This window comes from Rhizobium sp. RU36D (assembly GCF_900176345.1).
In the GTDB taxonomy this organism is placed as follows: Bacteria; Pseudomonadota; Alphaproteobacteria; order Rhizobiales; family Rhizobiaceae; genus Allorhizobium.
On sequence record NZ_FWXU01000001.1, the window covers coordinates 1 to 19,703 of the forward strand.

20 protein-coding genes are annotated in these 19,703 nt (G+C 60.0%); 10 read left to right on the plus strand and 10 right to left on the minus strand.

The genetic code is table 11. From position 1 onward, the window contains the following. Nucleotides 1-37 precede the first annotated feature (37 nt). The 3 genes from B9A97_RS00005 to B9A97_RS00015 form a co-directional block, all read right to left on the minus strand. Nucleotides 38-676 (minus strand): hypothetical protein, encoded by a 639-nt coding sequence (locus B9A97_RS00005; protein WP_244564066.1) that lies wholly within the window; start codon nucleotides 674-676, stop codon nucleotides 38-40. Between the two features lie 207 nt (nucleotides 677-883). Then, the gene (locus B9A97_RS00010; RefSeq protein ID WP_084362942.1) at nucleotides 884-1,372 is read right to left on the minus strand and encodes a hypothetical protein; all 489 of its coding nucleotides are present in this window, start codon (nucleotides 1,370-1,372) and stop codon (nucleotides 884-886) included. Between the two features lie 19 nt (nucleotides 1,373-1,391). Then, on the minus strand, nucleotides 1,392-2,519 hold the full coding sequence (locus B9A97_RS00015; protein ID WP_084362943.1) for a HigA family addiction module antitoxin: 1,128 nt from the start codon (nucleotides 2,517-2,519) through the stop codon (nucleotides 1,392-1,394). Nucleotides 2,520-3,236: 717 nt separating this feature from the next. Between B9A97_RS00015 and B9A97_RS00025 the strand changes: the two genes are divergently transcribed. Further along, nucleotides 3,237-4,073 (plus strand): universal stress protein, encoded by an 837-nt coding sequence (locus B9A97_RS00025; protein WP_244564067.1) that lies wholly within the window; start codon nucleotides 3,237-3,239, stop codon nucleotides 4,071-4,073. Nucleotides 4,074-4,098: 25 nt separating this feature from the next. On the opposite strand, the gene B9A97_RS00030 is transcribed toward B9A97_RS00025, so the two are convergent. Beyond that, complete coding sequence (locus B9A97_RS00030) at nucleotides 4,099-4,818, minus strand: Crp/Fnr family transcriptional regulator (RefSeq protein ID WP_084362945.1); 720 nt, start codon at nucleotides 4,816-4,818, stop codon at nucleotides 4,099-4,101. A gap of 100 nt (nucleotides 4,819-4,918) precedes the next feature. Between B9A97_RS00030 and B9A97_RS00035 the strand changes: the two genes are divergently transcribed. Then, the gene (locus tag B9A97_RS00035) at nucleotides 4,919-5,164 is read left to right on the plus strand and encodes a DUF6894 family protein (protein WP_084362946.1); all 246 of its coding nucleotides are present in this window, start codon (nucleotides 4,919-4,921) and stop codon (nucleotides 5,162-5,164) included. Nucleotides 5,165-5,172: 8 nt separating this feature from the next. Here the strand turns inward: B9A97_RS00035 and B9A97_RS00040 are convergent, their stop codons facing one another. Next, complete coding sequence (locus tag B9A97_RS00040; protein WP_084362947.1) at nucleotides 5,173-6,114, minus strand: glycosyltransferase family 2 protein; 942 nt, start codon at nucleotides 6,112-6,114, stop codon at nucleotides 5,173-5,175. A 260-nt stretch (nucleotides 6,115-6,374) separates the two neighbouring features. Between B9A97_RS00040 and B9A97_RS00045 the strand changes: the two genes are divergently transcribed. The 3 genes from B9A97_RS00045 to B9A97_RS00055 all read left to right on the plus strand — a co-directional run bounded on the left by B9A97_RS00045 (nucleotide 6,375) and on the right by B9A97_RS00055 (nucleotide 8,358). Beyond that, entirely contained in the window at nucleotides 6,375-7,484 is a 1,110-nt protein-coding gene (locus tag B9A97_RS00045) for a polysaccharide deacetylase family protein (protein ID WP_084362948.1), read from the plus strand. A gap of 108 nt (nucleotides 7,485-7,592) precedes the next feature. After that, nucleotides 7,593-7,982, plus strand: coding sequence for a group II truncated hemoglobin (locus B9A97_RS00050; protein WP_084363448.1), 390 nt, complete (start codon nucleotides 7,593-7,595; stop codon nucleotides 7,980-7,982). A gap of 7 nt (nucleotides 7,983-7,989) precedes the next feature. Continuing rightward, nucleotides 7,990-8,358 carry a DUF423 domain-containing protein gene (locus B9A97_RS00055; RefSeq protein ID WP_084362949.1) on the plus strand — a complete coding sequence of 123 codons (369 nt, stop codon included), beginning with the start codon at nucleotides 7,990-7,992 and terminating at the stop codon, nucleotides 8,356-8,358. 6 nt (nucleotides 8,359-8,364) lie between these two features. Here the strand turns inward: B9A97_RS00055 and B9A97_RS00060 are convergent, their stop codons facing one another. Then, a complete protein-coding gene (locus B9A97_RS00060; protein ID WP_084362950.1) occupies nucleotides 8,365-9,195 on the minus strand; it encodes an SDR family oxidoreductase in 831 nt (276 codons plus the stop codon). A 37-nt stretch (nucleotides 9,196-9,232) separates the two neighbouring features. Here B9A97_RS00060 and B9A97_RS00065 point away from each other — a divergent pair, with 37 nt between their 5' ends. Beyond that, complete coding sequence (locus B9A97_RS00065) at nucleotides 9,233-10,111, plus strand: GntR family transcriptional regulator (RefSeq protein ID WP_084362951.1); 879 nt, start codon at nucleotides 9,233-9,235, stop codon at nucleotides 10,109-10,111. Nucleotides 10,112-10,186: 75 nt separating this feature from the next. Here B9A97_RS00065 and B9A97_RS00070 read toward each other — a convergent pair whose 3' ends face one another. The 3 genes from B9A97_RS00070 to pobA form a co-directional block, all read right to left on the minus strand. Then, nucleotides 10,187-10,471: a hypothetical protein gene (locus B9A97_RS00070; protein ID WP_084362952.1), complete on the minus strand. Its 285-nt coding sequence runs from the start codon at nucleotides 10,469-10,471 to the stop codon at nucleotides 10,187-10,189. Beyond that, nucleotides 10,468-10,857, minus strand: a complete 390-nt coding sequence (locus tag B9A97_RS00075; protein ID WP_084362953.1) for a DUF2325 domain-containing protein — start codon at nucleotides 10,855-10,857, stop codon at nucleotides 10,468-10,470. The genes B9A97_RS00070 and B9A97_RS00075 overlap by 4 nt, the downstream gene beginning before the upstream one ends. 169 nt (nucleotides 10,858-11,026) lie before the next feature. Beyond that, nucleotides 11,027-12,196: a 4-hydroxybenzoate 3-monooxygenase gene (gene pobA / locus B9A97_RS00080; RefSeq protein ID WP_084362954.1), complete on the minus strand. Its 1,170-nt coding sequence runs from the start codon at nucleotides 12,194-12,196 to the stop codon at nucleotides 11,027-11,029. A gap of 108 nt (nucleotides 12,197-12,304) precedes the next feature. Here pobA and B9A97_RS00085 point away from each other — a divergent pair, with 108 nt between their 5' ends. The 4 genes from B9A97_RS00085 to B9A97_RS00100 all read left to right on the plus strand — a co-directional run bounded on the left by B9A97_RS00085 (nucleotide 12,305) and on the right by B9A97_RS00100 (nucleotide 19,017). Beyond that, a complete protein-coding gene (locus B9A97_RS00085) occupies nucleotides 12,305-13,201 on the plus strand; it encodes a helix-turn-helix domain-containing protein (protein ID WP_084362955.1) in 897 nt (298 codons plus the stop codon). Between the two features lie 147 nt (nucleotides 13,202-13,348). Further along, a complete protein-coding gene (locus B9A97_RS00090) occupies nucleotides 13,349-14,710 on the plus strand; it encodes an NAD(P)-dependent oxidoreductase (protein ID WP_084362956.1) in 1,362 nt (453 codons plus the stop codon). Nucleotides 14,711-14,735: 25 nt separating this feature from the next. Continuing rightward, a complete protein-coding gene (gene preA, locus B9A97_RS00095) occupies nucleotides 14,736-16,049 on the plus strand; it encodes an NAD-dependent dihydropyrimidine dehydrogenase subunit PreA (protein WP_084362957.1) in 1,314 nt (437 codons plus the stop codon). 253 nt (nucleotides 16,050-16,302) lie between these two features. After that, nucleotides 16,303-19,017, plus strand: a complete 2,715-nt coding sequence (locus B9A97_RS00100) for a bifunctional diguanylate cyclase/phosphodiesterase (RefSeq protein ID WP_084362958.1) — start codon at nucleotides 16,303-16,305, stop codon at nucleotides 19,015-19,017. On the opposite strand, the gene B9A97_RS00105 is transcribed toward B9A97_RS00100, so the two are convergent. Further along, nucleotides 18,980-19,618, minus strand: coding sequence for an exopolysaccharide biosynthesis protein (locus tag B9A97_RS00105; RefSeq protein ID WP_084362959.1), 639 nt, complete (start codon nucleotides 19,616-19,618; stop codon nucleotides 18,980-18,982). The two genes, B9A97_RS00100 and B9A97_RS00105, sit on opposite strands and share 38 nt — an antisense overlap. Nucleotides 19,619-19,703: the final 85 nt, after the last annotated feature.

Sequence of the window (19,703 nt, forward strand, 5' to 3'; positions counted from 1 at the left end):
GCCTTCGTCATGCCAAACCTCCGTTTGGCATAATGAGTCAGAATTCCTCTGATTTGGGAATCCCATCACGAGTCGGCGTCATTGCTCGTTGGTATAATTCCTTGATGTCGCACCGCGTCTTCTTGTGGACGGCCTTCGCCGCTTCCTTGTCCATCTCGGCGCCGAGATAGGTCGGCAGCTTCCGGGCAAGCGGGTTCCAGACCGTGCCGTTGAACCGTTCGATGATGCCCTTTGCCTGGGAATTGTAAGGCAGGGCGTGCATCTTGGTGATGGAAAGCCGGCCCATCAGGCCGTTTACATCGCCGTCGAAGGTCTTGTTTTTGTAACCGGGACCACGATCGGTGTAGAAAATCGCGGGGATGCTATAGTAGCAGCAGGAGTTGCGCAGAGCCTCCGTCACCGAGATGACGTTTTCCTTCAGCGCGATCGAGAAGCCGACACAACGGCGGGTCGCGACGTCGAGAATACTGGTGATCTCGGGTTTGAACGGCCGCTTGGTGACGGGATGTTCAACCTCCGCATCGAAGGTCTTGCCGTCTGCCGTATAGATCGTGGTCGGAAACAGGTTTTCCGTCGAGCGCTGGATATAGGCCATGCGGGACCGCAGCGTTAGCAGTCCTTCGCGGCCGACATTCTTCTCAATGTTATTGAGCTTGGTGCGAAGGGTGTGGCGCACGGCGTCAATTGTGAGGCCACAGAAGGCTTCTTCCTCGCCTTAACGCGCGCGAAACAACGCGTAGATTTCACCTACTGGTCTCGTACGGGCGTAAGAAGCAAGATCGCTACACTGTCAGAGCCGCTGGCAACGATAGGTATCCAAACATTCTCCATGACTTGAATTGGCGGCCTTATCGCCAACTCTCAGACTATTTAGAACGGGCGATCACGCGGCTTCGTCATCATCGCTGTCGTAACGTGCGGCGGCTTCCATTTCGGCAACGTCGTCAGTGAAATCGAGCACTATCTGAATGGGCAATTCAGTGGGGTTTTCATCGTTGAAGTGATCTACATCCTGCTTAACCTGGAAGCAGTCGTCCGCAATGGCCTTACGACGCTGACTAAAAGACTTTTCCATGAACGAGCGCGGTGCGTTGTCGATGTCTGCCCACAGGCTCAATTGAACGCCACCGACATTGGTTCGGACAGAGTGTTTAGCTCTGTACTTCCTGCCCTGAGCGTCGATCCGCTTCTCCTGCCGCAGGCTTTCGGCCAGCGCCTCACGGCAGAGCTTTACCACGTCGCGCGGTTGTGGGCGGTAGAGCCCCTGTTCGATTGCCCACGCAGCAACGTTGTCGAGCGATACCGGAGATGAATCCACCTCCTCGGTGTAGCGATCGAAAATCGCCTGCATTTGCTCAGAAAACTTTGCCATTCATCACCATCATTGAAATCTAGAGATGCGCTTCGGCAACATGGCCCCAGCCATCCGTTACCGCCGAATTCACCACGTAACGCCTCACCGGCACCTGATATTTGCGGAGGTAATCATACCTCTTCATCCGCTTCTGGAGCTGTCCGACCACAATCCCTGGGTGGACGCCCATCAGCGAGGCAAATCCGATCACGTCCCGTTCCGAGAAATACGGATGCTTCCGAGCATAAAAGGAATCCATCTTCTTTTTCGGAACACAGAAATCGGCAGCGGCCGTATTTGCAACGCGCTCTTCATCGCTGTCACTATTCTCATCAGACGAATTATCACCTGAGAGATGGTCCACCATACCAATTGAGCATTTTCCATGCCCTTCAAGGACATGTTCGATCTCGTGCCGCAGAACAAACCAGAAATTATCAAGACGATCATACAAAGTTGACATTCCTATCACTGGAGATTGGTCGTCGAGCCAAGTACACACGCCGTCGATCTTCGCGTTGGGCAGAGTCTCTACAACGACAAATCTTACGCCGCATTCCGCGAGCAAAGCCGGCACAGTTCCGACGGCTTCGGGATCTACCATTAAAGACCGGAGCTTTGGGAGCGCGTCACGAAGCTTGTCGGGCGAAAACGCACGCACGGGAATATTGCTCGCGAGCTGCCGAACCCGAAACACCCAAGCCAACTGATGAGGCGGAGTTTCGTCATAATGCGTTCTTTTGGCAGCAAAGGCGATCGCATTCGGCCCCTTATCGGTGGCGACTTCGAAAAATCGGTCCATCTGAAGTTGAAGCAATGAGGATTCACCATCCTGAATCCAACCTCGGCGGATCATGTCGCGTACAGGATACAGGGTTTGGAGTTCTGCCCTAGTTTTTACGGCCGGATCGGGTTCCTTCGCATTCTGTAAATCATACTGACCTTGGAGGTTCAGAAAGAACTGAGGAGATGCATCGAAGGCGTCGCCAAGCAGCCGCGCCATGTCAGGCGTGATAGCCCGCTTTCCTGACAGCAACGGATTCAACTGTTGTTCGGTCTGCCCGAGAATGAAAGCGAGATCGCGCTGCGACCAGCCACGAACCTCCAGTTCGAGTTTTATGAAGACTCCAGGTGGATCAATAGGGACGGCGTTAGTGCTGGCCATTATGCCGCACCCCTTGTTTGCTCTTCCATCGCCCTTACGATCACTGTCATAGCACTATTCTTTTCCTCAATCCGTAAGACCATCGCCCACTGAGGGGCCAAAACAACCAAATGCTCTGGAGAACCCGCCGCTCGCGCTCTTAGGCCAAGACTCCTCCAGTTCTGCATGGTGCGAACATCAGGGGCGGCTCGGATTATGCTCAACCGCTGCCGGGCAGATTGAATAACGGCAACCGGCAGCCTCGTGTCTGCTGCACGTTCCGTTTCAATCAGGGCTAACTGCTGGTCTGCGAACTCGATCTCCATTGGGCAGATCATAGCTGAGTCGCGCGATGTCGTCAACGCGACTTAACGCAAGGCGTTAAGTCGCTATTTCTGGGTTCCGCGTCCCGTAACCATCTTGGTCCTCTTCCTCGTGCCTTGCCGAGGAGGTGACCTACTGCGGTGACGCGGGAGAATTCGAACCACGCTTAACGGAGGGCTATAGCGTTGATATAGTTCTCGTCTTCACCCGGCGCGGCGCGCCAGTAGGTAAAAAATAACTTATTTTTGAAAATGCGGCCGATCGCTAACTGCGTCGATCTTGATCTGGCTCAAGCCTCCAACGCCTCGCTTGTGGTTTGATAGCCTTGAGCGTCGCACGCCAATCCGTGGCAGCAACCTGAAACATGTTCCGCCATGTGCGTGCCAGGCTCATACAGCTTGGGAGGAAATCATCATGTCTCGTACTCGTGTCTGCTACGTGCCTGTCGTCACCTATCCAGATGTGGTTCCTGACGATGCCGTGCTGGCGGCGATCGACTTTGCGCGTGCCCTGCCCTGCCGGCTGCATGTCACCGCCTTTTCCGTGGATGTTCCGCATATCGCCTCTCCGCTTGGAGATTTGCTGATCGACATACCCGACATGATCCGGACAGTGGAGGTCCGGAGCGCGCATGATTGCAGGCGCATCCAGGAACTGGTCGTCGGGCGCGTGGAAGGTTTGGTGGAAGCCGAATTCAGCATCCAGCCGCAATCCGGCTATCCGGGTTTTGCCGCTGCAAGGGAGGCGAGGTATTTCGATCTCTCCCTTTTGCCGTGGGCCAAGGGTGCCACGTCGGTGCAGCAGGTCGCGCAAACGGTCGTTTTTGAATCCGGTCGCCCGGCGATCATCGTCCCGCCCGGGGCCAAGAGCGAGCCGCTCAACCATGTCACAATTGCATGGGATGGCAGCCGGGTGGCCGCAAGGGCGCTGTCCGACGTGATGCCCTGGCTCAGCGACGAAACCAGATTGACGGTCCTCACCGTGGTGGATGAAAAGCCGTTGGACCGCAAGGATCTGGCCGGCACGCTGGTGACCCATCTGCAGAAGCAGGGGATAGATGCCGATTACCGAGAGTGCTCGCTGTCAGGCCGGACGATCTCCGGCGCCCTGCAGGAGACAGCAATCGAGGCGGGTGCAAACCTCCTCGTGATGGGCGGTTTTGGGCATTCCCGCGTTCGGGATTTCGTGCTGGGCGGCGCGACGCTTGGCGTGTTTGCAGATCTGCGCCTGCCGGTTCTGCTGTCCCATTGAGCGGAGAGCCGGCCGCTGGCTGCCCCTATCGCGGCTCCATGGAGAGATGCAGATAGGTGGGATCGAACTGGGCGATCTCGGTCAGTTTCTCCCAGTTCAGCACGGTTATGGTGCGGTCGGTCCAGGTGACGACATTGTCGCTTCTCAGTTTCTGCAAGGTTTTGTTGACATGCACGACCGAGAGACCCAGCGCATCGGCGACGACGGCTTGTGACAGCGGGAAGTAGAAGCTCTGGTCGGTGACCAACCGCACCACGCTGAGCCGCATGTAGAGTTCGCAGATGAGGTGGGCGAGATGCGCCTTTTTGCTGCGCCGACCCATAGCGACGATCCATTCCCGATGAATGGCCCCGTCGATGACGGTGGAGAGCCAGAGCAGGCGCGTCAGATGCGGCCGTGTCTCCGTGAGAGCCCTGATATCGGCATGATCGGCATAGGCGACCTGACAGGTTGAGAGCGCGACCACGCTGTGGTCCATGGTCTTCAATGGAAAGGCATGCAGGTCGACAAAATCACCGGCGACGTGAAGCGCCGTGATCTGTCGCTTGCCGTCCTCCAAGACCCGGTAGCGCGCCGCGAAACCGGATAGAATCAGGGTGCTGGAATTGGGCCGCTCGCCCTCCACGACCAGGTCTTCCTCCGTCGCAAACTTGCGCTGCCGCACGATGGCGGCCCGCAAGGCCTGTTCCTCGTCGGGTGAAATCACATCACGGGCGCCGAGATTTAGGAGAAGTGGTTCGATCAATTTTGAATGCCCTCACGCCGCTCAAGGACCCTGCATAGCATGCGACCATTGCGGGAACAAAAGCCCGTTGCGGGCGTCTAACAAGAAAATAGACATCCAAATGAGCCGATACTACTTCGATCTGCACAACGGCGAAGGCCCGACGACTGACGATGAGGGGCAAGAGATGCCCAGCCGCGAGGCTGTCGCCCGGGAAATAACACGCACGTTGCTGGACATCGCCAATGAAGAAATCACCGGCTCCGACCGGCTCGTCGTCACACTGACGGTGCGGGACGATCAGGACAGAACCATATCGGTGGCCAGCCTGATCTTCACCAACGAATGGATCAACGACCCGCAATAGGCGGGCCGTCAGGCACCGCTGCCGAGCCACGATGCCTTGAGGCGGGCGCCGATCTTTTCCCGCACCGCGGGCCTGGTTGCAAACAGCCGGGCCATCTCCAGGTAGTCGGATTTTGCCCGTGCGCGATGAAAGGCGGCGATAGCGGCCTCGCGGGTCAGGGACTGCAGCCTCTGCGCAAACGCTTCGTTCTCCGCCGGGGACAGCCGGTTCTCGATGCCCTGCCACAGCTCGGTCAACGCTGCCTTCAGCGGCTGGGTATCGGCGGTGCTGCGGGAATAGGGCGATGCCGCGCGGCTGATCTGCCCGACAGGCATGGCATAGACATAAAGCGGATCGTCCACGTAATAGGCCCGGCCGCCGCGGGAAAGGATGTCGAGGTTGAAGATCAGGTCTTCGCCCACCCGCACGTCCTCGCGATAGGCGATGCCGTGCTGGGTCAAGAAGCTGCGACGCAACAGCGGTTGCAGATAGCCGAAGTCATGGCGGTCGGCAGCGCTGGGCAGGATGAAATCGATGAGGTGCAAGGGGCGGTCGCTGAGGCCCTTGTAGATCGGCCCGGTAAAGGCCCGCGCTACCACGTCATAACCCATGATGTTGTCGGCAATGAAATCGGCTTCATGCGCATGGTCGAGCAGCTTGGCGAGACGCCCCGGCTGCCACACATCGTCGGCATCCAGCAGACCGATCCAGGTGCCCGAGGCGGCGCGAAAGCCGATATTGCGAGCCGCGGATGGACCGCCATTCTGCGCGCGCCGAAGCACCTTCACCCGCCCGTCCGTCGCATAGGTCTGCGCCACGAAATCGGCCGTCCCGTCTTTCGAGGCATCATCGACGACGATCACCTCGACGCTCACGCCCTGCTGATTCAGCGCGCTGTCGATCGCAGCCTTCACGCAGTCGCGCGTATTGAAGGTGGGAATGACGGCCGATACCGTCGGTTCTATGGTCATGCTCAAGCGGCCCGCCCATCATGCACGTGTTTCCGTAGATGCGACATTCCCTGTCCCCATCAACGGTATGATGAAAAACGAATGTGCGGCCTGCAAATTAACAAAAGTGTAACGGTTAGTCTCGAAAACTACTGCAAATGGTAAACTGGGCCAAAGCTGTGCAGTCGGCTATTCAGTCTCAGCACCGAAAATGCTCGTAGATCGTGTCACGAAAGCCCGTGGCCGATGCGGGCAGCCCCTATAGGCCAGGAGCCTGATTCGTGTCCTATCTCGTCAATAACATCAGGCGCTTTGCCCGCGAATTGGCGACCCACCCGCAGGAGATACCGAAAAGGATCGGCGGCGCGCTCAAGGTCAAGCTGGCAACGGGTACGCACGAACTGCTGGCCGCGACAGGCGCTGGAAAGGTGGTAGGCGCGCGCTATCGCGGTCGTGGCATCGCGCTGATGTTCCATGAGATCCACGAGGACGTGGAAGCGGGACTGCGCATGGGATGCAGCCCTGGCCAGTTGCGCCGTGCCCTGGCCGCGATGAGGGCGCAGCGGCGCGATTTCGTGACACCCGATGAGGCTCTCGCGCGCCTCGCGGATCCCGAGGCCAGGGATTTCGTCGTACTCACTTTTGATGACGCCTATCGCGACAACCGAATCCTGGCGCTGCCCATCCTGGAAGAGTTCGGCGCGCCGATGACCCTGTTTACCCCGACCGGCATGGTGACGCGGGAGATCTATGCCTGGTGGCTGGGGCTGCGCGCGCTCTTCCTCCAGAACGAGGCCGTGGATATCGAGGCCATGGGCCAGCGTTTGGTGTGCGGCGATGGGCCGAGCCGCAACGCAGCTTTGCGTCACGTCACAACCTGGATCGGCACCGATCTTGACCGGGCCGAGGCCCTGAAGGCGACATTCGCTCGTTATGGGCTGTCACTTCCACAACTGGTGGCCGAGGTTGCGATGGACGAGACGGAGTTGCGGGCCTTTGCCGCCCATCCGCTCGTCACCATCGGCGGCCACACGACCACCCACCGCTTTCTCTCCAGGCTGGACGACGACACCGCCCGGCGGGATATCGCCGACAACAAGGCCTGGCTCGAAAACCTGCTGCAGAAAACGGTACGCCATTTCGCCTACCCTTACGGATCGGCGGGCGCCTGCGGCGCGCGCGAAGCCGGCTTTGTGCGCGAGGCGGGCTTTGCCAGCGCATACTCCACTCGCACAGGCCATCTGTTTCCCGACCATCTGAAAACCCCATACCTGTTGCCGCGCGAGGATGCCGGGGCGCATCAGTCCGCGGCCCAGTTGAAAAACCGCCTGAGCGGTGTGAACCGCGCCCTCGCCACAGGTTTCGGCAACCCTATTGCCGGCCTCATCTGAACGCACCACGCAGCGACCATGATCGCGTTCGATTGCCGCATGGCGGGGCTGCCGCTTGCCCTTTTCGGTGGCACGCGGCAAAAGGGGACAAACACAAAGGCAGTCCGCGTGAGCGAAGAAACAATCACCCTTTATGAAGCTATTGGCGGCGATGCGACGGTGCGTGCCCTGGCGCATCGTTTCTACGAATTGATGGACACCCTGCCGGAGGCCGCGCGTTGCCGCGCCATTCACCCGGAAGACCTCTCCGGCAGCGAGGAGAAGCTCTACGAATATCTTTCCGGCTATCTCGGCGGCCCCTCGCTCTATATCGAGAAGCGCGGCCACCCGATGTTGCGCCGCCGGCATTTCGTCGCCGAGATCGGACCGGTGGAGCGGGACGAATGGCTGCTGTGCTTCAACAGGGCCATGGACGACACCATCGCCAATCCCAAGCTGCGCGAGATCATCCGCGATCCGGTTGAGAGGCTCGCCCTGCACATGCAAAACAAGGAATGAGCCCGACATGCGCGCTCTTGATCGCTTTCGCCGTCTCATTCTGTTGCTCGCCGGCCTGATCGGCACCTGCGGGGTGGCGTTCGCGGCACTCGCCACCCATATGGGCGGCGTCCTGCTCGGCCCCGCCTCTGCCATGTGCCTCGCCCATGCACCGGCCATGCTGGCGCTCTATGTCGGGCACACCGTCATCCGCACGGCCACGCCGGCCGGCCTGCTGATGGCGGCCGGCACGCTGTTCTTCGCCGGCGATCTCGCGCTGAAACAGTTTCTCGGCACGGGACTGTTTCCCATGGCCGCACCGAGCGGCGGCATCCTGATGATGCTGGGCTGGCTGACAGCCGGCGCCGGTGCGATGTTGCCGCCGCACCGGGATTGAGGACCGTCACTTCGGATTGGGTTGGCCCGCATCGACGGCAAATTCGCCTGCATGCTGATTGCACCAGTGCCGCGGACCAAGACCCTGGTCCGGACCCATCATGGAAAATCCGCCATCCACTGGCAGGTCGCAGCCATTGACCCACGACGCTTCGTCCGAGCATGCAAAGGCCACGACGTTCGCCACCTCTTCCATGCGTCCGACGCGGCCAAGCGGCGTGACGTCGGCGCCGGCCCGGTCCGCCAAGTCGCGATTGTTGGCGGTCATGCCCTCCATCGGCGGCGACCAGGTCCAGCCGGGCGAGACCGTGACGACCCGGATTCCCTGCGGCCCGAGCGCCACTGCCGCCAGGCGGGTGAAATGCATCAGCCCGGCCTTGCCGACGGAATAGGGACCGCGGAAACCGTTGCCGAACTTGCCGGCAACGCTGCCGATATTGACGACCACCCCACCCGGTTTCGGCAGATAGGCCACCGCCTTCTGCGTCAGGATGGCGGCGCCCACGACGTTGACATCCAGCGCCGCCAGCCAGTCGGCTCGTGCGGTCGCAATGCCATTGTCCAGGTAGGAACAGGCGCAGTTGACGATGCCGTCGAGGCGGCCGAAGACCGAAACGGTTTCCGCCAGCCGCGCATCGATCTCCTCATCCGAGCGGATATCGAGATGCCTGTAGGTCGCGCGCGCACCAAGTGTCTCGGCGACCGCCCTGCCCTTGTCATCTTCGATGCCGGTGATCATCACCGCCGCGCCGGCAGCATGAAGACCCCGTGCAATGTATTCGCCGATGCTGTGGGTCGCCCCCGTCACCAGAAACACCCTATTCCTCAGGTCTGCCATGTCCCATCTCCCGTTGCTATAATCAATTTGTCATAACATGATCGAATTTTGTTATAACAAAGTCAAGGCGACCTTTATCCTCCCGCATGGGGGAATCCTGCCCTTGCCGGCATGCGGAAAATCTGCGCACTTAGCGTCCATGGCATCAGGATTTCACAACGAAAATGTAGGCGCTTCATCGGCTTCTTCGTCCGAGACGGAGCTTGCCGCCGAGGGCGGACCGATCTACCGGCAATTGGCCGAAAGGCTGTCGCGCGACATTATCGAGGGCAAGCTGCGACCAGGAGAGCGGCTGCCGACGGAAGCAGAGTTTGGCGAACGCTACGGCGTAAGCCGCATCACAATCCGACAAGCGCTCGCGCTACTGGCAAATGAGGGCCTGGTGGAGCGCTTTCCCGGCAAGGGCTCTTTCGTCACCGAACGCTCCAAGGGCAAAGCCTGGGAAATGCGATCGATAAGCGATCTGGTGCAACTGGGAAACGAGGTACAGACCGAGATTATCAGCTGGGGTCTGGTCAAGCCCACGCTGGAGGCCGGGATTTTCCTAAAAACAAGCGAACCGGTCTATCGGTTGCGGGCCGTCAGATCCCAGGACGGACTGCCTGTTCTCTATGCAGAAAACTATCTTCAGCCGAGCCTGGGCATCAGGCTTTCTCGTGAAGATTTGCGGTCGCACACATTGGTCAACCTTTTGGTGAACCACCTCGCAATCGACGTTGGGCAGGCGAGCGAGGAAATCGAGGCCGGGCTTGCCGATGAGGCTCTGGCCAATCGCCTGGGCATTGAAGCCGGCAAGCCCGTTCTGATCCAGCACATCGATTTGTTCGACAAAGACGGCGCGCCTCTGCAGCGCGGCACCGGTTGGTGGCGCAGCGACCGCTTCACACGCAAATACGTCATGCGGCAACGCAGCTAGGATTTCTGCCATCGGAAACAAGACCTGCTGCGCTATCGGAGCGCAGCGGTGTCTCGGCATCTTGCGCGGACTGTATCAGACCTTACCGTTGCGCACGGCATTCTGCTGCCATCGGGGTGCTGGAAAGGCGACCACGTTGTCGGCGGCCGCATCGCCATGACCACGCAGACCATTGGCGAGATGCTGGCTGCGCGAAACCTTGCGCTCGTGCAGGCCGGGAAGTGCCACGATCTCGGCGCTGTCGCGCTCGCGTTCGGCCAGGTCCTGAAGGCGCTCCAGAAGCTCGGGGATAAGACCGTCGCCGTTCTGAGCCGCAAGCTTGTGCAGGCCGATCAGCATGCCGGTGTCGAACTCGCTCATGAATTCTCATTCCTTTCCGTCATTGTCTGAAGCGCCCGCTCCAGACTGGATTTGCTGCCATTGCGCAGCGGAATGAAGGTCTTGCCGAATTTCTTGCAGCCGCTCTTCACCCGCAGACACGCATCATGGCTGATACAGTCGATGGGGCAGAAGACGCAGTCGACCGAGGGCAGCACGGTATCGATGCGGGAGACCGCCTCTCTCAAACCCCCATCGTGGTGAATGAGTTCCGCGCCGAAATTGCTGGCGATCTGGCGAAGATGGGCCACCTGGCAGTCGCGTCCGCCAACATAGAGGAAGCTGCGCACATCGCGCCGGTCCTGCGCTGCCGGCGTCGCCTCTGCCGACAAGGGCTTCTGGTCGCCGCGCTTCTTCTTTTTCGCCATCTCAGTCCAACTCCCTTCGGTGACGCACGGATCGATTCCGGTCGCCTCAGGAGACGGACACTACAAAACATGAGTATTAAAGACAAGTATATACTTGAGGAAAATTGTCACCTTAAATTCGACCGGCAGCGGACATTGATCCGCCACCGGTCGAGAGTTCAGAAATCCATCAATAGGGAAGCCCGATATAGTTCTCCGCCATGGAGCGCTGCGCCGCCTCGGAGGAGGAGAGATAGGCGAGTTCCGCCTCCTGGATCTTCTGGCCAAACTCGCCCTCGTCGGGGAAGCGATGCATCAGCATGGTCATCGACCAGGAGAAGCGCTCGGCCTTCCAGATACGCGCCAGAGCCCGCGCCGAATAGGCGTCGATGCCGGCATCCGATTTGTCTGCATAGCATTCGCGCAACCCTTCGAACAAGTAAAACACGTCGGAGGCTGCGAGATTGAGGCCCTTGGCGCCGGTGGGCGGCACGATATGGCCGGCATCGCCGACCAGGAACAACCGGCCGAAACGCAGCGGCTCGGCCACGAAGGACCGCAACGGCGCGATCGATTTCTCGATCGAGGGGCCGGTGACCATGGCCTGCGCCACGTCATCGGGCAACCTGCGCCGCAACTCGTCCCAGAAGGCATCATCGGACCATTGCTCGACCTTATCGCTCAACGGCACCTGCACATAGTAGCGGCTGCGTGTCGGCGAGCGCTGCGAACAGAGCGCAAAGCCCCTGGCATGGTTGGCGTAGATGAGTTCGTGATGCACGGGCGGGACATCAGAGAGGATACCGAGCCAGCCGAAGGGATAAACCTTCTCATAGGTCTGAAGTCCTTTGTCCGCGACCGCCGCCCGGCTTGCACCGTGATAACCATCGCAGCCGGCAATATAATCGCAATCCACCCGATGGGTCACGCCATCGCGCTCATAGGTGACGTAGGGATTGGAGCCGTCGAAATCATGCGGTGTGACGTTCTGGGCGTTGTAGATGGTCCGCCCACCCGTCTCCACCCGATGATCCATCAGGTCGCGGGTCAGTTCGGTCTGGCCATAGACCATGACAGAAGTGCCCGTCAGTGCCTTCAGGTGAATGCGGTGGCGCCGACCGGAAAAGGACAAATCGAACCCGTCATGCACCAATCCCTGCTCATGCATGCGCTTTCCGGCACCGACCCGGTCTAGCAGCCCCACCATGCCGGCCTCCAGCACGCCGGCACGGATGCGACCGAGGATGTAATCCCGGTCGACGCGGTCGATTATGAGATTGTCGATGCCGGCATCGGTCAACAATTGACCGAGCAGCAAACCGGATGGACCGGAGCCGATGATGACGACTTGTGTGCGCATGAAACTCCTCCCTGAATTCTTGCGCAATGATAAGCCCCGCGCCCTTGCCGACAATGGAGTAATCGGGCAAGTTCTTGGACATTTCGAACATTGCAACCGGAGACGGCCATGTTGCGGCGCATCCCGACTTACGCGCTTTATGGAGAGCAGGCCGGTGAAATCTCCGAATTCTGGGGCCATTCGGAGACGATCGCCAGCAGAAGCAGCCTCAACGACTGGGAGATCAAGCCCCATCGGCACGATGCCTTGTTTCAGATTCTGCACCTGCGATCAGGTGAAGCCCAGGCGCTGATTGCGGGCCGTTGGCGCGATGTCCCCTCCCCCTCAGCCATCGTGGTTCCGGAAGGACACGAGCACGGCTTCCGCTTCAGCCACGATATCGACGGGGCGGTGATGACCGTGATGTCCAAGCGCCTTCCGGCCAGCCTGCCGGCCCAGGGCGGCTTTGCCGAATGGCTCGCGCGTCCGCGCACCGTCACGCTTGATCCCGACGCGGCCGACAGCGGCTATATCGGCCAGACGCTGGATCGGCTCGAGGCAGAACTCGGCCACGCCACCGGCGCGCAGGCGCCCCTGGTGGAGAACCTGCTGGCCACCGCCCTGCTGTTGATCTTCCGGCTGAGCGGCTCAGAGATCGCGACAGGTGGCGAAGGGCGCGATCACGCCCGACTTCAACAGTTGATGCGGCTGATCGACCTGAACTGCCGCAACCACGAACCGATCGACTTTTACGCGCGCCGACTGGGCATGTCGGCGACTCACCTGAACCGGCTGACACGACAGCTGACGGGGCGCCCGGTCACGCGACTGATCGCCGATCGGCTGGTCTCGGAGGCCAAGCGCGAGCTGGTGTTCACCACCCACGCGATCCAGCAGATCGCCAACCGGCTCGGCTTCGAGGATGCCGCCTATTTCAGCCGCTTCTTCGCCCACCATGCCGGCCTCTCGCCACGCGCCTATCGGGAGCGCGAACGGGCACGGATGACCCCTGCAGGTGTCGAGTAGCTGCCGAATAAAGCATCAGAAGAATCCCTGTTTTGCCGGCTTTTTGAGCAATTCTCGACACGCGGAATCCAAATATTTTACCGTTTGATAAATTTTTTTTCTGCGCTACCATGACCCTCAATCGCACCATAAAAAGAGGGAACTTCGATGCGACGACTGGAACCTGGCCTGAAGGCCGGACGGCTTGACGCTGCCGATTATGTAAAGAATTTCTCCGACCTGCATCCCCGCCTTGGTGATCACGAGGCGCTGGTGGCTTCCGATCGCTGTTACTTCTGTCATGACGCACCGTGCATGACGGCCTGTCCCACCTCGATCGACATTCCCATGTTCATCCGCCAGATCCAGACGGGCAATCCGCTGGGCTCGGCCAAGACGATCTTCGACCAGAATATCCTGGGTGGCATGTGCGCCCGCGTCTGTCCCACCGAACAGCTCTGCGAAGAAGCCTGCGTGCGCAACACCGCAGAAGAGCGCCCCGTCGAGATCGGCCGCCTGCAACGCTATGCCACCGACATCGCAATCGAGCAGGGCCGACAGTTCTACACCCCGGCCGCGGCCACGGGTAAGACGGTTGCCGTCGTCGGCGCTGGCCCGGCGGGCCTTTCGGCCGCCCATCGGCTGGCGCTACATGGCCACCGCGTCACCATCTTCGAAAATCGCGTGAAGGCCGGCGGTCTCAACGAATACGGCATCGCTGCCTACAAGACCCCCAATGACTTTGCCCAGAAGGAGGTCGACTACATCCTCTCGCTCGGCAATATCGATGTTCTCGACGGACAGATGCTCGGCCGTGATTTCACCATCGCCGAACTCCAGCAGAAATTCGACGCCGTCTTCATCGGAACGGGTCTCGGCAACGTCAATGCCTTGAACATTCCGGGCGCCCATACCAATGGCGTGATCGACGCTGTCGAATTCATCGCGCAGCTACGCCAGGCCGATTCCAAGGCGGACGTGCCCGTCGGCCGCGATGTCGTGGTGATCGGCGGTGGCATGACGGCCATTGATGCCGGCGTGCAAGCCAAGCTGCTCGGTGCGGAAAATGTCACGATCTGCTACCGGCGCGGCAAGGAACACATGAACGCCTCGGAATTCGAGCAGGATCTGGCGGCGTCCAAGGGCGTGCATATCCGCCACTGGCTGCAGCCGAAAGAAGTCGCGCACCATCACGGCCATTGCTCAGCCATCACATTCGAATACACCCATCTGGAAAACGGGTTGATGAAGGGCACGGGCCATACCACCGAGATCAAGGCGGACCAGATCCTGGTGGCCATCGGCCAGAAGCTCGACGGCTACGGCATCGAAGGCCTGAAGACCGAAGGCAGCAAGATCGCCGTGGATGCGGAAGGCCGCACCTCGGTACCAGGTGTCTGGGCCGGCGGCGACTGCGCCTTCGGCGGCCAGGATCTGACCGTGTCTGCCGTTGCCATGGGCCGCGACGCAGCCGAATCCATCAATCGCTCTCTCGCCATGTCCATGGCGGGCGTGACCGCAGTCGCCTGATGCAACGCTTCGAGAGGATGTAACCATGGCTGATCTTCGCAATAATTTCGTCGGCATCAAGTCACCGAACCCATTCTGGCTGGCCTCGGCGCCGCCGACAGACAAGGCCTACAATGTCGAGCGCGCCTTCAAGGCGGGCTGGGGCGGCGTGGTCTGGAAGACGCTCGGCGAGGAAGGCCCGCCGGTCGTCAACGTCAACGGGCCGCGCTATGGCGCAATCTGGGGCGCTGACCGCCGTCTCCTGGGCTTGAACAACATCGAACTGATCACCGACCGTCCCCTGCAGATCAACCTGCAGGAAATGAAGATGGTCAAGAAGAACTGGCCGGACCGGGCCCTGATCGCCTCGATCATGGTGCCCTGCGAGGAAAACGCCTGGAAGGCGATCCTGCCTCTGGTCGAAGAGACCGGCGCCGACGGCATTGAACTGAACTTCGGCTGTCCCCACGGCATGTCCGAACGTGGCATGGGCGCCGCGGTCGGGCAGGTGCCGGAATATATCGAAATGGTCGTGCGCTGGTGCAAGCAGTATTCGCGGATGCCGGTCATCACCAAGCTGACGCCCAATATCACCGACATCCGCAAGCCCGCCCGCGCTGCCAAGGCGGGTGGAACCGATGCCGTTTCGCTGATCAACACCATCAACTCCATCGTATCGGTCGATCTCGACAACTTCGCCCCCAACCCGACGGTCGGCGGCAAGGGCACCCATGGCGGCTATTGCGGCCCGGCCGTCAAGCCGATCGCGCTCAACATGGTGGCCGAGATCGCCCGCGATCCGGAAACCTCTGGCCTGCCGATCTCCGGCATCGGCGGCGTGACGACGTGGCGCGATGCGGCCGAATTCCTGGTGCTGGGCGCCGTCAATGTGCAGGTCTGCACAGCGGCCATGACCTACGGCTTCAAGATCGTGCAGGAAATGATTACGGGCCTCAACGACTGGATGGATGCCAAGGGTCATCGCACCCTGGACGACATCACCGGTCGCGCCGTGCCGAATGTCACCGACTGGCAGTATCTCAACCTCAACTACATCGCCAAGGCGCGCATCGACCAGGATGCCTGTATCAAGTGCGGCCGCTGTCACATCGCCTGCGAGGATACCTCGCACCAGGCAATCACCCAGTTCATCGATGGCGTCAGGAAGTTTGAGGTCATGGAAGACGAATGCGTCGGCTGCAATCTCTGCGTCAATGTCTGTCCCGTGGAGAACTGCATCACCATGGTCGGCCTTGAGCCCGGCGTTCTCGATCAGCGCACCGGCAAGCCCGTCGATCCGAACTACGCCAACTGGACGACCCACCCGAACAATCCGATGGCTCGCCAGGCTGCGGAGTAACCTCGCGCCTCCATTTCCTGAACTTGCAATGGCCCCGAAAGGGGCCATTCGTTTTGCTGATGTGTACTTGAGCCTCCGCAATACGGAACGCGGCCCTGCCCAACATCGCCTGTGTCTCGTTTTCAGCCACGGCAATACAACCATTCGGACATTCGATTCAGGGAATCTTCAGTGGTTCAGTGCATCAATCGCGGCTCATTGCGCGGATTTGGGTTGCCAAGGCAGGTTGTGCACAATCAGGATTGTGGGATAAATGGCTGGTTACGGGAAGAAGCAATTCAACTGGACTTCCGCACGCGCGACGGCGCAATTCTACATTCCAGCCGTGATCGTCGTCATAGCCGTCGCCCTTTCCATTCTCTATGCCGAGCAGCAGAAACGCCAGATCTACCGGGAAAACCTGACATCGCAGGTGTCAGAGCAACTGGGTCTGCTCCGGACGAAGCTGGAAGGCAATCTGAATCAGAATATTCAATTGCTGCAAGGCCTTGTAGCGGTTCTATCGACGGAAAAGAACCTCACCCAGGACCGGTTTGCCGAGCTCTCCAGCCGCGTCGCGGAAAACAGCCAGCAGCTTCGAAACATCGCCGCTGCGCCCGATATGGTCGTACAATTCGTCTATCCCTATGAACGCAACAAGCAGTTCATCGGCCGCAACCTGAACTCCACGCCTGAGCGCGCCGAGGCCATAAAGCGGGTGATGGACACCGGTCAACTGGCCGTCGTCGGTCCTGTTGCGCTTGCAAATGGCGGCCAGGGCCTGATCGTGCAGTATCCGATCATCCAGTCCAGCGAGGGTGAGACCAAGTTTTGGGGCCTGCTGAGCGGCGTCATCGACCTGGAAAAGCTCTATGCGGATAGCGGTCTCACCGCCAACCTGCCCATAGACATCTCCATTTCAAAGCCCGCAACGGAGACACGCCCCGCGCAGCCGATCTATGGCGACCTCCGGGCAACGGCAGATGATCCGATCCGCACCGACATCGAGCTGGCGCCCGAAACCTGGCGGATGGAAGCCGTACCGAAAGGCGGCTGGCATCAGTCCGCCCCCGACCTGTGGATCTTCCGGCTGCAAATGCTTGCCGTGGCGGTGATGATCATCGCGCCGGTCCTGTCCGTGGCGCGGTTGCTGCGCGAGCGTCAGGGCAATGTCGCCGTGCTTCGCCAGCGGGAAGACGAGTTGCGTGCGATCTCCCACCGGCTGGAGATCGCGCTGGAGGCATCGAAGATCGGCGTATGGGAAATGGACATCGCCAGCGGTCAGCTGATCTGGGACAACCGTATGAAACAGCTATACGGCATGGATCCCAAGCTGGATGAATGCGATTTCGAAACATGGCGCGCCTCGCTGCATCCCGAGGATGCGGAGGCCGCCATCCGTGACTTCGGTTACGCAATCAAGAACGGCACGGATTATTCGACCGATTTCCGCATCTGCTGGCCTTCAGGCGAAATCCGGCATATGCGGGCCTTCGGCACGATCTATCGCGACGCGCGCTTCCGCAAGAAAATCGTCGGGGTCAACTGGAACGTCACGAGCGACATCAAGCTTCAGCAGGCACTGCGCGATGCCAAGATCCAGGCGGAAATTCACAATCGCGAACTGGAGGAAGCCCGGCGCCACATGGAGTTCAACTCGCTCCATGACGCCCTGACGGGCCTGGCGAACCGGCGATATCTCGATCAGTATCTGGCTGACCTCAATGCGATGAAGGGCAAGTTCAGCATTCTGACGCTGCTGCATATCGACCTGGACCGCTTCAAGGATATCAACGATACCCTGGGTCATGGGGCTGGCGACGAAATCCTCAAACACACGGCCGACAAGCTGCGCGAAAACATTCGCAAGGGCGATTTCGCCGCGCGCATCGGCGGCGACGAATTCGTGGTCGTCTGCAAGGAAATGACCGACGAGGCCGGCGCTGCAGAACTTGCCCGAAGGCTGATCGAGGCGCTGAATACCCCGATCATCTACAATGGCCACGAATGCCGCGTAGGCGCATCAATCGGTATCGCCTCCCGGTCCCAGGCAAGCCAACCGGCAGAGCAATTGCTGGTGAATGCCGATATCGCGCTCTACGAAGCCAAGCGCCATGGCCGCAATCGTGTCGAATACTTTACCGACACCCTGAGATCGGCGACCGTCAACACCAAGCGTACGGCAGACGATATTCTTAGGTCGCTGGAACAGAATGATTTCGTTGCGTATTTCCAGCCCCAGTTTGATGCGAAGACACTGGAGATCAATGGCGTCGAGGCGCTGGCCCGCTGGCGGCATCCCGAAAAGGGGCTCGTTGGTCCGGACGCCTTCCTGAAAATCGCCGAAGGGTTGAATGTCGTCCAGCAGATCGATGCGGCCATGCTCGATCAGGCGCTGTTCCAGCTGGCGCGGTGGAATGCCAACGACCTTGCGATCCCACGCGTCTCCGTGAACATCTCAGCACAGCGACTATTCGACGACACACTGGAAAAACACCTGCGAGATCTGGCCATAAAGCCCGGCAGCCTGTCTTTCGAGCTTCTGGAATCGATCTCCTTCGACGACAAGGACGAAGCCGTCACGGCTGGCATAGAACGCATCAAGAGCTATGGCATCGATATCGAAATCGACGATTTCGGCACGGGCTATGCCTCGATCCTCAGCCTGCTGAAACTGTCCCCGCGTCGCCTCAAGATCGACCGCCAATTGACCATGCCGATCCTGAAATCCGAACCGCAGCGCCGGCTGATCACGTCCATCGTCGACATCGGTCGTTCGCTGGGGATCGAGATCGTTGCCGAGGGCGTAGAAACCATGGAGCACGCCGAGATCCTGCGGGACCTCGGTTGCCACACCCTTCAGGGCTATGCGCTGGCCAGACCGATGGCGGCGGAAGACTTCCTGGAGTTTGCCCTGCGCCATGACCCGCGCCAGAACGGCCAGACGACGATCAGTTCCCAAGCTCGTAGAGGGTCTGCCCGGCGCTGACGGCGAGAAAAGCCAGCACGGCCATATAGACGATCGTCAGCACCACCATCACGTAGCCACCTGCGACCACCGCGCCGTCGCGCTGCGAGATGCCGACAGACATGAGGAGAATGGCCACGCCGGGCAAGGTGTTCGAGAAGGGCACGAAGCCAAGCGGTGCCATCAACAGCAGACCGGCGCCGGTCAAGACGAAGCCGTTGAACCGGTTCATCAGGACGCTGCCAGTCAGGCCCAGCATCCGCGGACGCAGATAGCGATTGACCCGCGTGACAATGGCAAGGCCACGCTCAAGCACCGGCACGAGTTTGCGGCTTTCCAGCTTTCGGTCGGCAATGCGCGCCGGAAGCCAAGGCAGGCTGTTCATCATGATGGCAATACCGATCAGCACGATGCCCGCCCCGAACACGGTCGAGACGCCGGGAATGGAGACCGGAAACAGGAACGGCAGAGACAGCAGAGCGCATAGCAGAAGCAGGCCATTCTCGCCCATCTGCGTGAGAATCGTTCTCAAGGTCACGTGTTCGTTGTTGCCGATCGAGGCGATGACATCGGCAAGCACGGCACTGGTGCTCTTGTCACTATCGGTAAATTCGATCCCCATGCAAACGTCACTCCCGTGTTGGAAAGCCAGATGGAAAGGCCCGACCAAAAAATTTGGGGAACCTATAAAAGGCGCCGCGCTGACC

Coding starts and splice junctions, on each gene's coding strand:
- preA (WP_084362957.1), top strand. CDS start 14,736: ATGGCTGATCTTCGCAATAATTTCGTCGGCATCAAGTCACCGAACCCA.
- B9A97_RS00060 (WP_084362950.1), bottom strand. CDS start 9,195: ATGGCAGACCTGAGGAATAGGGTGTTTCTGGTGACGGGGGCGACCCAC.
- B9A97_RS00065 (WP_084362951.1), top strand. CDS start 9,233: ATGATCGAATTTTGTTATAACAAAGTCAAGGCGACCTTTATCCTCCCG.
- B9A97_RS00025 (WP_244564067.1), top strand. CDS start 3,237: ATGTCTCGTACTCGTGTCTGCTACGTGCCTGTCGTCACCTATCCAGAT.
- B9A97_RS00055 (WP_084362949.1), top strand. CDS start 7,990: ATGCGCGCTCTTGATCGCTTTCGCCGTCTCATTCTGTTGCTCGCCGGC.
- B9A97_RS00010 (WP_084362942.1), bottom strand. CDS start 1,372: ATGGCAAAGTTTTCTGAGCAAATGCAGGCGATTTTCGATCGCTACACC.
- B9A97_RS00040 (WP_084362947.1), bottom strand. CDS start 6,114: ATGACCATAGAACCGACGGTATCGGCCGTCATTCCCACCTTCAATACG.
- B9A97_RS00085 (WP_084362955.1), top strand. CDS start 12,305: ATGTTGCGGCGCATCCCGACTTACGCGCTTTATGGAGAGCAGGCCGGT.
- B9A97_RS00100 (WP_084362958.1), top strand. CDS start 16,303: ATGGCTGGTTACGGGAAGAAGCAATTCAACTGGACTTCCGCACGCGCG.
- B9A97_RS00075 (WP_084362953.1), bottom strand. CDS start 10,857: ATGGCGAAAAAGAAGAAGCGCGGCGACCAGAAGCCCTTGTCGGCAGAG.
- B9A97_RS00035 (WP_084362946.1), top strand. CDS start 4,919: ATGAGCCGATACTACTTCGATCTGCACAACGGCGAAGGCCCGACGACT.
- pobA (WP_084362954.1), bottom strand. CDS start 12,196: ATGCGCACACAAGTCGTCATCATCGGCTCCGGTCCATCCGGTTTGCTG.
- B9A97_RS00070 (WP_084362952.1), bottom strand. CDS start 10,471: ATGAGCGAGTTCGACACCGGCATGCTGATCGGCCTGCACAAGCTTGCG.
- B9A97_RS00015 (WP_084362943.1), bottom strand. CDS start 2,519: ATGGCCAGCACTAACGCCGTCCCTATTGATCCACCTGGAGTCTTCATA.
- B9A97_RS00090 (WP_084362956.1), top strand. CDS start 13,349: ATGCGACGACTGGAACCTGGCCTGAAGGCCGGACGGCTTGACGCTGCC.
- B9A97_RS00105 (WP_084362959.1), bottom strand. CDS start 19,618: ATGGGGATCGAATTTACCGATAGTGACAAGAGCACCAGTGCCGTGCTT.